Below are 14,197 nucleotides of genomic sequence, written 5' to 3'. Positions count from 1 at the left end.
ATGATTGTTCGGCGGTGTCCTACTCTCCCACAGGGTCCCCCCTGCAGTACCATCGGCGCTGTGAGGCTTAGCTTCCGGGTTCGGAATGTAACCGGGCGTTTCCCTCACGCTATGACCACCGAAACACGGTGAAACACATATCAACCGCACCACTACCCGTGACCATGGGCGGGGTTGTTCGTGGTTTCAGAACCAACACAGTGGACGCGAGCAACTGAGGACAAGCCCTCGGCCTATTAGTACCAGTCACCTCCACCCGTTACCGGGCTTCCAGATCTGGCCTATCAACCCAGTCGTCTACTGGGAGCCTTACCCCATCTAGTGGGTGGGAACACTCATCTCGAAGCAGGCTTCCCGCTTAGATGCTTTCAGCGGTTATCCCTCCCGAACGTAGCCAACCAGCCATGCCCTTGGCAGGACAACTGGCACACCAGAGGTTCGTCCGTCCCGGTCCTCTCGTACTAGGGACAGCCCTTCTCAATGTTCCTGCGCGCGCAGCGGATAGGGACCGAACTGTCTCACGACGTTCTAAACCCAGCTCGCGTACCGCTTTAATGGGCGAACAGCCCAACCCTTGGGACCGACTCCAGCCCCAGGATGCGACGAGCCGACATCGAGGTGCCAAACCATCCCGTCGATATGGACTCTTGGGGAAGATCAGCCTGTTATCCCCGGGGTACCTTTTATCCGTTGAGCGACGGCGCTTCCACAAGCCACCGCCGGATCACTAGTCCCGACTTTCGTCCCTGCTCGACCCGTCGGTCTCACAGTCAAGCTCCCTTGTGCACTTACACTCAACACCTGATTGCCAACCAGGCTGAGGGAACCTTTGGGCGCCTCCGTTACTCTTTAGGAGGCAACCGCCCCAGTTAAACTACCCATCAGACACTGTCCCTGATCCGGATCACGGACCCAGGTTAGACATCCAGCACGACCAGACTGGTATTTCAACGACGACTCCACAGACACTGGCGTGCCCACTTCACAGTCTCCCAGCTATCCTACACAAGCCGAACCGAACACCAATATCAAACTATAGTAAAGGTCCCGGGGTCTTTCCGTCCTGCTGCGCGAAACGAGCATCTTTACTCGTAGTGCAATTTCACCGGGCCTATGGTTGAGACAGTCGAGAAGTCGTTACGCCATTCGTGCAGGTCGGAACTTACCCGACAAGGAATTTCGCTACCTTAGGATGGTTATAGTTACCACCGCCGTTTACTGGCGCTTAAGTTCTCAGCTTCGCCAAGACGAATCTTGACTAACCGGTCCCCTTAACGTTCCAGCACCGGGCAGGCGTCAGTCCGTATACATCGCCTTACGGCTTCGCACGGACCTGTGTTTTTAGTAAACAGTCGCTTCTCGCTGGTCTCTGCGGCCACCCCCAGCTCGGAGAGTAAATCTCCTCACCAGTGATGGCCCCCCTTCTCCCGAAGTTACGGGGGCATTTTGCCGAGTTCCTTAACCATAGTTCACCCGAACGCCTCGGTATTCTCTACCTGACCACCTGAGTCGGTTTAGGGTACGGGCCGCCATGAAACTCGCTAGAGGCTTTTCTCGACAGCATAGGATCATCCACTTCACCACAATCGGCTCGGCATCGGGTCTCAGACTATGTGAATGGCGGATTTGCCTACCATTCGTCCTACACCCTTACCCCGGGACAACCACCGCCCGGGATGGACTACCTTCCTGCGTCACCCCATCACTCACCTACTGCAGGTCTGGTCCGTCGGCTCCACCACTCCCCCTTGCCCGAAGGCTCCGGGGCGGCTTCACGGACTTAGCATCGCCTGGTTCAATGTTTGACGCTTCACAGCGGGTACCGGAATATCAACCGGTTATCCATCGACTACGCCTGTCGGCCTCGCCTTAGGTCCCGACTTACCCTGGGCAGATCAGCTTGACCCAGGAACCCTTAGTCAATCGGCGCACACGTTTCCCACGTGTGTATCGCTACTCATGCCTGCATTCTCACTCGTGAACCGTCCACCACTAGCTTCCGCTGCAGCTTCACCCGGCACACGACGCTCCCCTACCCATCCACACAGGCGTTGGCCCTATTGTGTGAATGACACGACTTCGGCGGTACGCTTGAGCCCCGCTACATTGTCGGCGCGGAATCACTAGACCAGTGAGCTATTACGCACTCTTTCAAGGGTGGCTGCTTCTAAGCCAACCTCCTGGTTGTCTGTGCGACTCCACATCCTTTCCCACTTAGCGTACGCTTAGGGGCCTTAGTCGATGCTCTGGGCTGTTTCCCTCTCGACCATGGAGCTTATCCCCCACAGTCTCACTGCCGTGCTCTCACTTACCGGCATTCGGAGTTTGGCTAAGGTCAGTAACCCGGTAGGGCCCATCGCCTATCCAGTGCTCTACCTCCGGCAAGAAACACACGACGCTGCACCTAAATGCATTTCGGGGAGAACCAGCTATCACGGAGTTTGATTGGCCTTTCACCCCTAACCACAGGTCATCCCCCAGGTTTTCAACCCTGGTGGGTTCGGTCCTCCACGAAGTCTTACCTCCGCTTCAACCTGCCCATGGCTAGATCACTCCGCTTCGGGTCTTGAGCGCGCTACTGAATCGCCCTATTCGGACTCGCTTTCGCTACGGCTTCCCCACACGGGTTAACCTCGCAACACACCGCAAACTCGCAGGCTCATTCTTCAAAAGGCACGCAGTCACGACCCACCAAGCAAAGCTTGATGAGCGACGCTCCCACGGCTTGTAGGCACACGGTTTCAGGTACTATTTCACTCCGCTCCCGCGGTACTTTTCACCATTCCCTCACGGTACTATCCGCTATCGGTCACCAGGGAATATTTAGGCTTAACGGGTGGTCCCGCCAGATTCACACGGGATTTCTCGGGCCCCGTGCTACTTGGGTGTCTCTCAAACGAGCCGTTGATGTTTCGACTACGGGGGTCTTACCCTCTACGCCGGACCTTTCGCATGTCCTTCGCCTACATCAACGGTTTCTGACTCGCCTCACAGCCGGCAGACTGTGAAAGAGAGATCCCACAACCCCGCATACGCAACCCCTGCCGGGTCTCACACGTATACGGTTTGGCCTCATCCGGTTTCGCTCGCCACTACTCCCGGAATCACGGTTGTTTTCTCTTCCTGCGGGTACTGAGATGTTTCACTTCCCCGCGTTCCCTCCACACACCCTATGTGTTCAGATGTGGGTGACAGCCCATGACGACTGCCGGGTTTCCCCATTCGGAAACCCCCGGATCAAAGCCTGGTTGACGACTCCCCGGGGACTATCGTGGCCTCCCACGTCCTTCATCGGTTCCTGGTGCCAAGGCATCCACCGTGCGCCCTTAAAAACTTGGCCACAGATGCTCGCGTCCACTGTGCAGTTCTCAAACAACGACCAACCACCCACCACCCCACCCCTACAGGGCGAGTTCACTGGGGCCGGCACTGAAGGCGACCAACAATCGGCCGGACCCTCAGACACCCAACAGCGTGCCCGACACCCTTCACCGCTTCCCTCATCGTTCCACGCCCCGAAGGACAGTACTGGAAGGAGAAGACGATCAAGAGTGCCGAATAATCAACGTTCCACCCATGAGCAACCACCGTCGAACGTATGCCGACGTAATGGCCCTGGACCACCAGACAATGTCTGGCGGCCTAGATGCTCCTTAGAAAGGAGGTGATCCAGCCGCACCTTCCGGTACGGCTACCTTGTTACGACTTCGTCCCAATCGCCAGTCCCACCTTCGACAGCTCCCTCCCCGTGAGGGGTTGGGCCACCGGCTTCGGGTGTTACCGACTTTCGTGACGTGACGGGCGGTGTGTACAAGGCCCGGGAACGTATTCACCGCAGCAATGCTGATCTGCGATTACTAGCAACTCCGACTTCATGGGGTCGAGTTGCAGACCCCAATCCGAACTGAGACCGGCTTTTTGAGATTCGCTCCGCCTCACGGCATCGCAGCTCATTGTACCGGCCATTGTAGCACGTGTGCAGCCCAAGACATAAGGGGCATGATGACTTGACGTCGTCCCCACCTTCCTCCGAGTTGACCCCGGCAGTCTCCTGTGAGTCCCCATCACCCCGAAGGGCATGCTGGCAACACAGAACAAGGGTTGCGCTCGTTGCGGGACTTAACCCAACATCTCACGACACGAGCTGACGACAGCCATGCACCACCTGTACACCGACCACAAGGGGGCACCCATCTCTGGATGTTTCCGGTGTATGTCAAGCCTTGGTAAGGTTCTTCGCGTTGCGTCGAATTAAGCCACATGCTCCGCTGCTTGTGCGGGCCCCCGTCAATTCCTTTGAGTTTTAGCCTTGCGGCCGTACTCCCCAGGCGGGGAACTTAATGCGTTAGCTGCGGCACCGACGACGTGGAATGTCGCCAACACCTAGTTCCCACCGTTTACGGCGTGGACTACCAGGGTATCTAATCCTGTTCGCTCCCCACGCTTTCGCTCCTCAGCGTCAGTAATGGCCCAGAGATCCGCCTTCGCCACCGGTGTTCCTCCTGATATCTGCGCATTTCACCGCTACACCAGGAATTCCGATCTCCCCTACCACACTCTAGTCTGCCCGTATCGAATGCAGACCCGGGGTTAAGCCCCGGGCTTTCACATCCGACGCGACAGACCGCCTACGAGCTCTTTACGCCCAATAATTCCGGACAACGCTTGCGCCCTACGTATTACCGCGGCTGCTGGCACGTAGTTAGCCGGCGCTTCTTCTGCAGGTACCGTCACTTTCGCTTCTTCCCTGCTGAAAGAGGTTTACAACCCGAAGGCCGTCATCCCTCACGCGGCGTCGCTGCATCAGGCTTTCGCCCATTGTGCAATATTCCCCACTGCTGCCTCCCGTAGGAGTCTGGGCCGTGTCTCAGTCCCAGTGTGGCCGGTCGCCCTCTCAGGCCGGCTACCCGTCGTCGCCTTGGTGAGCCACTACCTCACCAACAAGCTGATAGGCCGCGGGCTCATCCTGCACCGCCGGAGCTTTTAACCCACCCCCATGCGAGGGAAGGTATTATCCGGTATTAGACCCCGTTTCCAGGGCTTGTCCCAGAGTGCAGGGCAGATTGCCCACGTGTTACTCACCCGTTCGCCACTAATCCACCCCGAAAGGCTTCATCGTTCGACTTGCATGTGTTAAGCACGCCGCCAGCGTTCGTCCTGAGCCAGGATCAAACTCTCCGTGAATGTTTACTCGGCCAGTAAATTAATACAGCCGGTGCACACACACGAGAGCGGAACAGTCAAGCGGAATAAGCCCGACCGTTCACAGCGTCCTCGCTGTGTTTGTGTTACTTCAAAGGAACCTCGCCCCGACCGAATGGCCGAGAACGGGGTATCAACAAATCTGGCGTTGATTTTTGGCACGCTGTTGAGTTCTCAAGGAACGGACGCTTCCTTCGTACTCACCCGAGAGACTCTCTCAGGCTTTCCTCCGGGCAGTTTCCCTTCGGTCCTACTGTTTAGCTTGTCCTGCGTCTTGCCGTCTTGCGTTTCCGACTCTATCAGACCGTTTCCGTATCCGATTTCCTCGGCGCTTTCCAGGTTTTCGCTTTCGCGTTTCCCTTTCCGGCGACTCCGACTTTATCAGAAGTTTTTGGCCGGGCTGACCGGCTGTTCATTCCTGAGATTCATCGGGATGTGGTCCTCAAGAATCCAAGTCCTCGAGCAACCAGTAGATTTTCACCGCCGCCACCGAACCTGTCCGGCTCTAGGCAACTGCTCTAATCTACCTCCCCACTACCTCCGCGTCAACGGCTCTTGTGGGGCGAAGAGGAGACTAGCAGTCCTGCAGCCGTGTTCGCACATCAGGCAGCTGTGGGGACAGCGGCACTGCGTTCGGCCGCTTCCAGGTCGCCCGTCTCGCCGGCGCGGGCCGCTCGACCGCCGAGGACATATACGTAGGCGAGGAAGGCCAGTTCGGCGATGACGCCGATCGTGATGCGCGCCCATGTGGGCAGGCCGGACGGGGTGACGAAGCCTTCTATGGCACCTGAGACGAAGAGGACCAGGGCCAGGCCTATCGCCATGCCCAGGGCTGCTCGTCCTTCCTCGGCCAGTGCCGTGCGGCGGGAACGCGGACCCGGGTCGATGACGGTCCAGCCGAGGCGCAGGCCCGTACCGGCTGCTACGAAGACCGCGGTCAGTTCCAGGAGGCCGTGCGGCAGGATCAGGCCGAGGAAGGTGTCGAGCCGGCCCGCCGAGGACATCAGGCCGAGGCCGACACCCACGTTGAGCATGTTCTGGAAGAGGATCCAGACGACCGGGAAGCAGAGGAAGACACCCAGGACCAGGCACATCGCGGCCGCCTGCGCGTTGTTCGTCCACACCTGGGCGGCGAAGGAAGCGGCGGGGTGGCTGGAGTAGTACGTCTCGTACTCGCCGCCGGGGCGGGTGAGGGCGCTCAGGTCGTCGGGGGTGGCTATGGAGGACTGCACTTCGGGGTGCGTCCCTATCCACCAGCCCAGAAGGACCGCCACCACCGTGGAGATGAGCGCGGTGGGCACCCACCAATGGCGCGATCGGTAGACCGCCGCGGGGAAGCCGTGCGTGAGGAAACGGGTGACGTCACGCCAGGACGCGCGGCGGGTTCCTGTCACGGCACTACGCGCGCGTGCCACCAGTTGGCTGAGCCGGCCGGTGAGCTGGGGGTCAGGCGCACTCGACTGGATGAGCGAGAGATGGGTGGCAGTGCGTTGGTAAAGAGCCACGAGTTCGTCCACCTCTGCTCCGGTGAGGCGGCGCTGGCGGCGCAGTAGTGCGTCCAACCGGTCCCACTCGGCACGGTGGGTGGAGACGAAGACGTCGAGGTCCATCGGTTTGCCTGCTCCTCGGCTGTTCGTCGACTGCACGTCGTCGGTGTCGGCTTGTCGTACTGCGGCGCGATGCGCCTTCAGCTTGGCAGACTGGCAGTTCCACGGGCAGATCAGGGGAAGGACGGCAGGCGTGAGTGAGCTGGTTACGGGCGAGGCGGTGGCGCTGGAGCTGCGCCCCGCGAAACTGCCCAGCAGGGCGCTCGCCGTGTTGCTGGACCTTGTTGTCGTCGGGCTGGTCTACACCGTCGTCACCGTTGTTCTGGTGATATCCACGGCCTCGCTCGACGAGGCGGCGCAGGTCGCTGTATCCATCGCCGCGTTCCTTCTGGTTCTGGTGGGTGCGCCGATCGCGGTGGAGACGCTCAGCCATGGCCGTTCGCTCGGCAAGATGGCGTGTGGTCTGCGGGTGGTGCGGGACGACGGCGGCCCGATCCGGTTTCGGCATGCGCTGGTGCGCGGTGCGGTCGGTGTGGTCGAGATTCTGATGACGGTCGGGGTGGTGGCCTGTATCGCCTCGCTCGTTTCGGCACGTGGCCGGCGGCTCGGGGATGTCGTCGCGGGCACGCTCGTCGTTCGGGAGCGAGTGCCTGTGGGGCGCACCGCTTTCGTTCCGCCTCCGCCGCCCTGGTTGTCGGGGCGGTTCGCGGAACTCGATCTGTCGGCCGTGCCCGACGGCCTGTGGCTGGCCGTGCGTCAGTATCTGACGCGTATGGGGCAACTGGATCCGCGGGTGGGCTGGGCCATGGCCGAGCGGCTCGCGTCCGATGTGGCGGCGCGTACGGGGACTCCGGCGCCGCCGGATGTTCCACCGGCGGCCTATCTCGCCGCCGTCGTGCAGGAGCGGCAGGTACGCGAGGCCCGGCGGGCGTTCGGGAACGCGCCGGCGAGCAGCGGGCCCGGGACGCCTCAGTTCTTCGGGGCTCCGGTGGCGCAGCCGCCCGCTGGGGGTACCTATCCCGTGGTCGCCGAAGCCGCCGTCCCTCTCCCGGTCGTCGAAGCTGCGCCGCAGGAGCGGGCCGAGGCCAGTGACCGCCGTTCCTCCGGCGGGTTCGCGCCACCCGCCTAATCGGCGAAATCGGCGAACGTGGACGGCGGGGACTCGAGGTGTTCCAGCTCGATGCCCGGTGCGGCCAGGACCACGTCGCCGGCGATGTGTACGGCGTGCTGTTCGCCCGTGTCCAGGGCTGTGACCTGGTATTCGTCCACTGTCAGGGGGTCGTTGTCAGTGGCGTGTGCTTCTCTTTTCACCAAGGCCCAGGACTGGTCCACGGTGCGGGGGGCGAGGACCGGGTCGGTGAGGGCGACGAGGCGTACGCGGGTTGCGGCGGCGGAGGGGGCGAGGCGCAGGAGGCGGGCGGTGGCGATCAGGAACGCGGGGGATGTGCCGGTGAAGGCGTGGGCGCGGACGTTGCCTTCGGTGGCCTGAGTGCCTGTGGGGTCGGTGCGGACCCAGGTGACGCCGTCGAGCGCGGCACCGCGGACCTGCCAGCTCGCCGCGTGGAGTTCGAGGCGGATCGGACGGCCGAGGTCGTCGAGGGTGAGGTCGACGGAGCCTCTGTGGTCTCCCGAGGGTGCGGTCAGTTGGGAGACGTAGCGCCAGCCGGAGGGGCCGGGGGCGCAGTGGAAGTGTTCTTCTGCGAGGGGGGTGTGATCGTGTGGATCGTGGAGCGAATAGCGGCCGCGGGGCATAGGGGTCCTGGGTTTTTTCGGACTGTCGCTTGAGCTGCCGGGCCTCTGATGCTCTGAGGCCCGGCAAAGGGGCAGGCCCCCGGCACGGGGGTGCGGGGGCCTGCCTCGGAGGTCCTGCTGGTGGTGAGCGCGTCAGTGCGACGGCGTGCTCACCACTGGCTGGGTGCCGGCTCAGTAGCGGTAGTGGTCCGGCTTGTACGGGCCCTCGACCTCGACCCCGATGTACGAGGCCTGCTCCGGGCGGAGCGTCGTCAGCTTCACGCCGAGCGCGTCGAGGTGGAGACGGGCGACCTTCTCGTCGAGGTGCTTGGGGAGCACGTAGACGTCGGTCGGGTACTCGTCGGGCTTGGTGAACAGCTCGATCTGGGCCAGGGTCTGGTCCGCGAAGGAGTTGGACATCACGAACGACGGGTGACCGGTGGCGTTGCCCAGGTTGAGCAGGCGGCCCTCCGACAGCACGATGAGTACCTTGCCGTCGGGGAACTTCCAGGTGTGGACCTGCGGCTTGACCTCGTCCTTGACGATGCCCGGGATCTTGGCCAGGCCGGCCATGTCGATCTCGTTGTCGAAGTGGCCGATGTTGCCGACGATCGCCTGGTGCTTCATCTTGGCCATGTCCGAGGCCATGATGATGTCCTTGTTGCCGGTCGTGGTGATGAAGATGTCGGCCTTGTCGACGACTTCGTCGAGGGTCGCGACCTGGTAGCCGTCCATCGCCGCCTGGAGCGCGCAGATCGGGTCGATCTCGGTGACGATGACGCGGGCGCCCTGTCCGCGCAGGGACTCCGCGCAGCCCTTGCCCACGTCGCCGTAGCCGAAGACGACCGCGGTCTTGCCGCCGATGAGGACGTCGGTGGCGCGGTTGATGCCGTCGATCAGGGAGTGGCGGCAGCCGTACTTGTTGTCGAACTTCGACTTGGTGACGGCGTCGTTGACGTTGATCGCCGGGAACAGGAGGGCGCCGTCGCGCTGCATCTCGTACAGACGGTGGACGCCGGTCGTGGTCTCCTCGGTCACTCCGCGGATCTCCGAGGCGACCTGGGTCCACTTCTGCGAGCCCTCGGTGATGGTGCGGTCGAGGAGTTCGAGGACGACGCGGTGCTCGTCGGACTCGGCGGTGTCGGCCGAGGGGACCTTGCCGGCCTTCTCGTACTCGACGCCCTTGTGGACGAGCATGGTGGCGTCGCCGCCGTCGTCCAGGATCATGTTCGGGCCGCCGGTGGGGGTGTTAGGCCAGGTCAGAGCCTGCTCCGTGCACCACCAGTACTCTTCCAGGGTCTCGCCCTTCCAGGCGAAGACCGGGACGCCCTGGGGGTTCTCGGGCGTTCCGTTCGGGCCTACCGCGATGGCGGCGGCCGCGTGGTCCTGGGTGGAGAAGATGTTGCAGGACACCCAGCGGACCTCGGCGCCCAGGGCGACCAGGGTCTCGATCAGGACAGCGGTCTGCACGGTCATGTGCAGCGAGCCCATGATGCGGGCACCGGCCAGCGGCTGGGTGGCGGCGAACTCACGGCGGATCGACATCAGGCCGGGCATCTCGTGCTCGGCGAGCGTGATCTCCTTGCGGCCGAACTCGGCCAGGGAGAGATCGGCGACCTTGAAGTCCTGTCGGTGGTCGACAGTCGTCATTACGGGCTGCTCCTCAGGGATGGGGTGAGGTGGGTACGGCTGTTCTGCGCGGCGGCGGACACAGGGGTGCCCGAAGAGGGCACAGGCATGCCCGGGTACGCGCAGCGCAGTCCGTCGGAGGCCCTCTCTCCCTCGGCCGGTCCTCTGTGGGACCGCCCGACCGCCATCAGCAGCGACGTCTGGCTCCGTCCCAAGCTACACCTGTCGGCCCGGCCGTCCCCAGTCCGCCTGCGAACGCATCAGGACAGATCCGTAGGGGGCAGGGGGTGGCTCAGTGGGCTGCGGGCTGGGCCGGGCCGCCCGGAGTGGCCTCGCGGTCGGGGCCGTGGGCGGCGTCCTTGTCGCTGTAGATGTCCGGTTCCAGGTAGATGACGCGGGCGATCGGGACAGCGGCGCGGATACGGGACTCGGCGGCGTTGATCGCGGTGGCCACCTCGGCGGCGGTGTCGTCGTGCTGGACGGCGATCTTGGCGGCGACCAGGAGTTCCTCGGGTCCGAGGTGGAGTGTGCGCATGTGGATGATGCCGGTGACGGTGTCGCCGTCGACGATCGCCTTCTCGATCTTCCTGACCGCTTCCGGGCCCGCGGCCTCGCCCAGCAGCAGGGACTTGGTCTCCACGGCCAGCACCAGGGCGATCAGGATGAGCAGGATGCCGATACAGAGGGTGCCGATGCCGTCCCAGACGCCGTCGCCGGTGGCGAGGGCGAGGCCGACGCCGCCGAGGGCCAGGACCAGACCGACGAGCGCGCCGAGGTCCTCCAGGAGGACGACGGGCAGTTCAGGGGCCTTGGCGTGGCGGACGAAGTCCTTCCAGGACTCCTTGCCGCGCAGCGGGTTGGACTCCTTGATGGCCGTACGGAAGGAGAAGCCCTCGGCGATGATCGCGAAGACGAGGACGCCCACGGGCCAGTACCAGTGCTCGATCTCGTGCGGGTGCTTGATCTTCTCGTAGCCCTCGTAGATCGCGAACATGCCGCCGACCGAGAAGAGCACGATGGAGACGAGGAAGGCGTAGATGTACCGCTCGCGGCCGTAGCCGAAGGGGTGTTGGGGGGTCGCCTCGCGCTGGGCCTTCTTGCCGCCGAGGAGCAGCAGGCCCTGGTTGCCGGAGTCGGCGAGCGAGTGCACGGACTCGGCGAGCATCGACGACGAACCGCTGAAGAGGAACGCCACGAACTTCGCTGCCGCGATCGCGAGGTTGGCGCCGAGTGCCGCCACGATCGCCCTGGTGCCGCCTGACGCGCTCATGTGTTCGCGTTGTCCCTTCGTACGTTCGCTGTCCCGGGCTTTGCCCGCCCTTTGCCGGTGGGTCATTGTTGCAGCCCCCTCCGGCAACGACCCGCCAGGCTCCCACACGGCCCTCGGCAACCAGTGCCCGGGATGCGCCCGGACAGTCTCCGGTCTCGGGGGGTGTCAGACGACGACTGTCGCCCTGAACACCGTCCCGGAGCCGGAGACCTCGGCCTTCTCGTTCGCCGGTACGAAGACGGACTGGCCGGGGGCGAGTTCGATGTCTCCGGTACGGACGGTGCCGGCCGTGCAGAGCAGGATCTGCGGGGTCGGGAGGGTGAGGTCGCGGGCGGGCGCGCTCTGCGGGAGGACGTGGCGGGAGAGCCGGAACTCGTCGATGGGGGTCTCGTAGATTTCCTCGCCACCGGCGGAGGCCTCCGGGCGCAGTACGCCGGGGCCGCTCGCCTCGAAGCGGACGACGCGCAGGAGTTCGGGGACGTCGACGTGCTTGGGGGTCAGGCCGCAGCGCAGGACGTTGTCGGAGTTGGCCATGATCTCGACGCCGAGGCCGTTGAGGTAGGCGTGCGGGATGCCGGCGCCGAGGAACAGCGCCTCGCCCGGCTGGAGTCGGACGTGGTTGAGGAGCATGGCGGCGATGACACCGGGGTCGCCGGGGTAGTGCTGGGCGATGTCCGCGTAGGGGGCGTAGTCGCCGCCGAGGCGGGCGCAGGCGGCCGCGGCCTCGGTGACCGTGCGGGCCATGTCCTCGCGGTCGGCGCTGAGTACGGCCGTCAGGACCTCGCGCAGCGCCGCCTCCTCGGGGTGGGCGCGCAGCAGGTCGACGTACGGCTTGAGGGAGTCGACTTCCAGGCCGGCCAGGAGGTCGGCGGTCTGCTCGGGGGCGCGGAAGCCGCACAGGCCGTCGAACTCGGTGAGGGCGCAGATCAGTTCGGGCTTGTGGTTGGCGTCCTTGTAGTTGCGGTGCCCGGCGTCGACCGGGATCCCGCGGGTCTCCTCGTCCTCGTAACCCTCCTTCGCCTGGGCGAGGTCGGGGTGCACCTGGAGGGAGAGGGGGGCGCCGGCCGCGAGGATCTTGAGGAGGAAGGGGAGGCGGGGGCCGAACTTGGCGACGGCCGCCGCGCCGAGTTCGCCCTGCGGGTCCGCGTCGATGACCTCGACGAGCGTGCCGCGTCCGGTGCGCGAGGGGGCGCCGGGGTGGGCGCCCATCCACATCTCCGCCTGTGGTTCACCGGTCGGCTCGATGCCGAGGAGCTCCGCGATGGCGGTGGTGGAACCCCAGGCGTAGGGGCGGATGGTGTTGTCGAGGCGGTCCATACCGGTCTTTCTGCGTGCAGCTGGAGAAGGGGGTGAGCGTGGGGGTGAGGGTGGTTCGGGCGGGGCGTCCCCGCCGTTCTCTGCCGTTCGGTTCAGGTGCCGGCGGTCAGTGCGAGGTAGACCGCCGCGAAGTCCGTGGTGGCGATCAGTTCCGCCAGGGTCTCCAGTTCGGCGCCTTCCTCCGGTTCGAGCTCGCTGATCGCCGTGTCGTGGCCGATGGCGAGTTCGCGGGCGGCCGGGGCGGCGCTGAGGCCGCCGGCCGGGCGGTCGCGGAGCAGGACCACGCGCGCCTGCAGGGCGGGGGTCTCGTTCTCCCGGTCGCGGAAGAAGTCGTCGGTGTCGGCGCCGGTGGTGAGCCTGCTCGCGAGCAGGGCGCCGTGCGCGGCGAGTGCCTCGGGGAGTTCGGCGGTGAGCGCGGGGCGGCCGGCAAGTTCGGCGAGGGCTGCGGCGAACCGGCGGCCCGCGGGCCCGGCCGACGTCCCCTCCGTCCAGATCACCGGGAGCACGTCCGCGAGTTCGACGGCGAGCGTCTTGGCCGGATTGCTGTACGTCGCGACGGTCGGGCCGCACCGTTCGGCGATGTGGTCGAGGCGGTCGGCGACCTTCTCCAGCGCGTCCGGCGGGGCGATGAGCAGGCCGGTGCGGTCGAGGAGCGCCAGCAGCGGGATGAGCAGCGCCCACAGAACGCCGGGGGCGGACGCGGCGGGCGGCTGATCCGCCTCCTGCTGGTCATAGGGGGCGGTCGCCATCCGTACGAACAGGCCGTGGGCCGCGCCCTGCACCGTCTCGGTGAGCGGGGTGCCGTCGGGGGCGACGGCGACGACCGTGCAGCCGCGGCGGTACGCCTGCTCGGCGAGCAGGGACAGGCCCGGTTCGGTGCCGTCGGGGGTCGCGATGAGGAGCAGGTCCACGGACCCGGCCCAGCCCGGCAGCTCCCAGCGCAGGGCGCCTGCCGCGGGGGCGACGCCGGTGGGGGCCAGACGGGTGACGGGGCTGGCCGCGCCGGCGAGGGTGCCGAGGAGGTCGGCGACGCAGGTCGCGGCGGCGCCGGGGCCGGCGATCAGGACGGCGCGGGGTCGGCCGTCCGGTTTCAGGTTGTTGATTCCGGCCTCTGCCGCGTGGCGGGCGGCGGTGCGGACGCGGGCGCCCGCTTCGGCCGCACCGCGCAGGAGGCCGCGGCGGTCTGCGTCCGCCAACGCCTCGGGGGCGTCGAGCAGCGATTCGTCGAGCATGGGTGGCACCTCCGATCGCCGGGGCGGGCTTACGCGGGGCGGCGGGCCTCGTCGACGAGCAGTACGGGGATTCCGTCCCGGACGGGGTACGCCAGACCGCAGTCCTGACCTGTGCAGATCAGCTCGGTGTCCTGCTCCTTGAGGGGAGCGTGGCAGGCCGGGCAGGCGAGGATCTCCAGGAGGCCGGCTTCGAGCGGCATGTGGTGTCCCTTCGGGGTGCGCTGATGTGGCCTGGTCAGGGTACCGCCGTGGAGTGGGTGGGGGTGGGA

Annotated in this window: 8 protein-coding genes and 3 rRNA genes; 1 reads left to right on the top strand and 10 read right to left on the bottom strand. The window is 65.0% G+C overall.

Going from position 1 to position 14,197, the window contains the following annotated elements; translation table 11 throughout:
- Positions 1-6 precede the first annotated feature (6 nt).
- The 4 genes from rrf to STRTUCAR8_RS18995 all read right to left on the bottom strand — a co-directional run bounded on the left by rrf (position 7) and on the right by STRTUCAR8_RS18995 (position 6,812).
- Positions 7-123 (bottom strand): 5S ribosomal RNA (gene rrf / locus STRTUCAR8_RS19010).
- A gap of 93 nt (positions 124-216) precedes the next feature.
- A 23S ribosomal RNA gene (locus STRTUCAR8_RS19005) occupies positions 217-3,340 on the bottom strand.
- Positions 3,341-3,657: 317 nt separating this feature from the next.
- Positions 3,658-5,184 (bottom strand): 16S ribosomal RNA (locus STRTUCAR8_RS19000).
- The 16S, 23S and 5S rRNA genes sit together here, the layout of an rRNA operon.
- A 620-nt stretch (positions 5,185-5,804) precedes the next feature.
- On the bottom strand, positions 5,805-6,812 hold the full coding sequence (locus STRTUCAR8_RS18995; protein WP_006377472.1) for a stage II sporulation protein M: 1,008 nt from the start codon (positions 6,810-6,812) through the stop codon (positions 5,805-5,807).
- Between the two features lie 130 nt (positions 6,813-6,942).
- Here STRTUCAR8_RS18995 and STRTUCAR8_RS18990 point away from each other — a divergent pair, with 130 nt between their 5' ends.
- The gene (locus STRTUCAR8_RS18990; RefSeq protein ID WP_006377470.1) at positions 6,943-7,878 is read left to right on the top strand and encodes an RDD family protein; all 936 of its coding nucleotides are present in this window, start codon (positions 6,943-6,945) and stop codon (positions 7,876-7,878) included.
- Here the strand turns inward: STRTUCAR8_RS18990 and STRTUCAR8_RS18985 are convergent.
- From STRTUCAR8_RS18985 to STRTUCAR8_RS49855, 6 genes are all read right to left on the bottom strand, one after another.
- Positions 7,875-8,501, bottom strand: a complete 627-nt coding sequence (locus STRTUCAR8_RS18985; RefSeq protein WP_006377464.1) for a hypothetical protein — start codon at positions 8,499-8,501, stop codon at positions 7,875-7,877. The genes STRTUCAR8_RS18990 and STRTUCAR8_RS18985 overlap by 4 nt on opposite strands.
- A gap of 171 nt (positions 8,502-8,672) precedes the next feature.
- Positions 8,673-10,130, bottom strand: coding sequence for an adenosylhomocysteinase (ahcY, locus tag STRTUCAR8_RS18980; RefSeq protein WP_006377456.1), 1,458 nt, complete (start codon positions 10,128-10,130; stop codon positions 8,673-8,675).
- 271 nt (positions 10,131-10,401) lie between these two features.
- Entirely contained in the window at positions 10,402-11,379 is a 978-nt protein-coding gene (locus STRTUCAR8_RS18975; protein WP_006377449.1) for a cation diffusion facilitator family transporter, read from the bottom strand.
- A gap of 165 nt (positions 11,380-11,544) precedes the next feature.
- Entirely contained in the window at positions 11,545-12,696 is a 1,152-nt protein-coding gene (gene manA / locus STRTUCAR8_RS18970) for a mannose-6-phosphate isomerase, class I (protein WP_006377475.1), read from the bottom strand.
- A gap of 92 nt (positions 12,697-12,788) precedes the next feature.
- Entirely contained in the window at positions 12,789-13,928 is a 1,140-nt protein-coding gene (locus STRTUCAR8_RS18965; RefSeq protein ID WP_006377466.1) for an SIS domain-containing protein, read from the bottom strand.
- 29 nt (positions 13,929-13,957) lie between these two features.
- Positions 13,958-14,128 (bottom strand): Trm112 family protein, encoded by a 171-nt coding sequence (locus STRTUCAR8_RS49855; protein ID WP_007382472.1) that lies wholly within the window; start codon positions 14,126-14,128, stop codon positions 13,958-13,960.
- Positions 14,129-14,197: the final 69 nt, after the last annotated feature.

This window comes from Streptomyces turgidiscabies Car8, from assembly GCF_000331005.1.
Lineage (GTDB): Bacteria > Actinomycetota > Actinomycetes > Streptomycetales > Streptomycetaceae > Streptomyces > Streptomyces turgidiscabies.
Note: the sequence above shows the minus strand (reverse complement) of the source record. Positions and strands in the feature narration are given on the sequence as shown.

Excerpts from the sequence above, each read along its gene's own strand:
- STRTUCAR8_RS18995 (WP_006377472.1), bottom strand. The coding sequence starts at position 6,812 with ATGGACCTCGACGTCTTCGTCTCCACCCACCGTGCCGAGTGGGACCGG.
- STRTUCAR8_RS18985 (WP_006377464.1), bottom strand. The coding sequence starts at position 8,501 with ATGCCCCGCGGCCGCTATTCGCTCCACGATCCACACGATCACACCCCC.
- ahcY (WP_006377456.1), bottom strand. The coding sequence starts at position 10,130 with ATGACGACTGTCGACCACCGACAGGACTTCAAGGTCGCCGATCTCTCC.
- STRTUCAR8_RS18975 (WP_006377449.1), bottom strand. The coding sequence starts at position 11,379 with ATGAGCGCGTCAGGCGGCACCAGGGCGATCGTGGCGGCACTCGGCGCC.
- manA (WP_006377475.1), bottom strand. The coding sequence starts at position 12,696 with ATGGACCGCCTCGACAACACCATCCGCCCCTACGCCTGGGGTTCCACC.
- STRTUCAR8_RS18965 (WP_006377466.1), bottom strand. The coding sequence starts at position 13,928 with ATGCTCGACGAATCGCTGCTCGACGCCCCCGAGGCGTTGGCGGACGCA.
- STRTUCAR8_RS49855 (WP_007382472.1), bottom strand. The coding sequence starts at position 14,128 with ATGCCGCTCGAAGCCGGCCTCCTGGAGATCCTCGCCTGCCCGGCCTGC.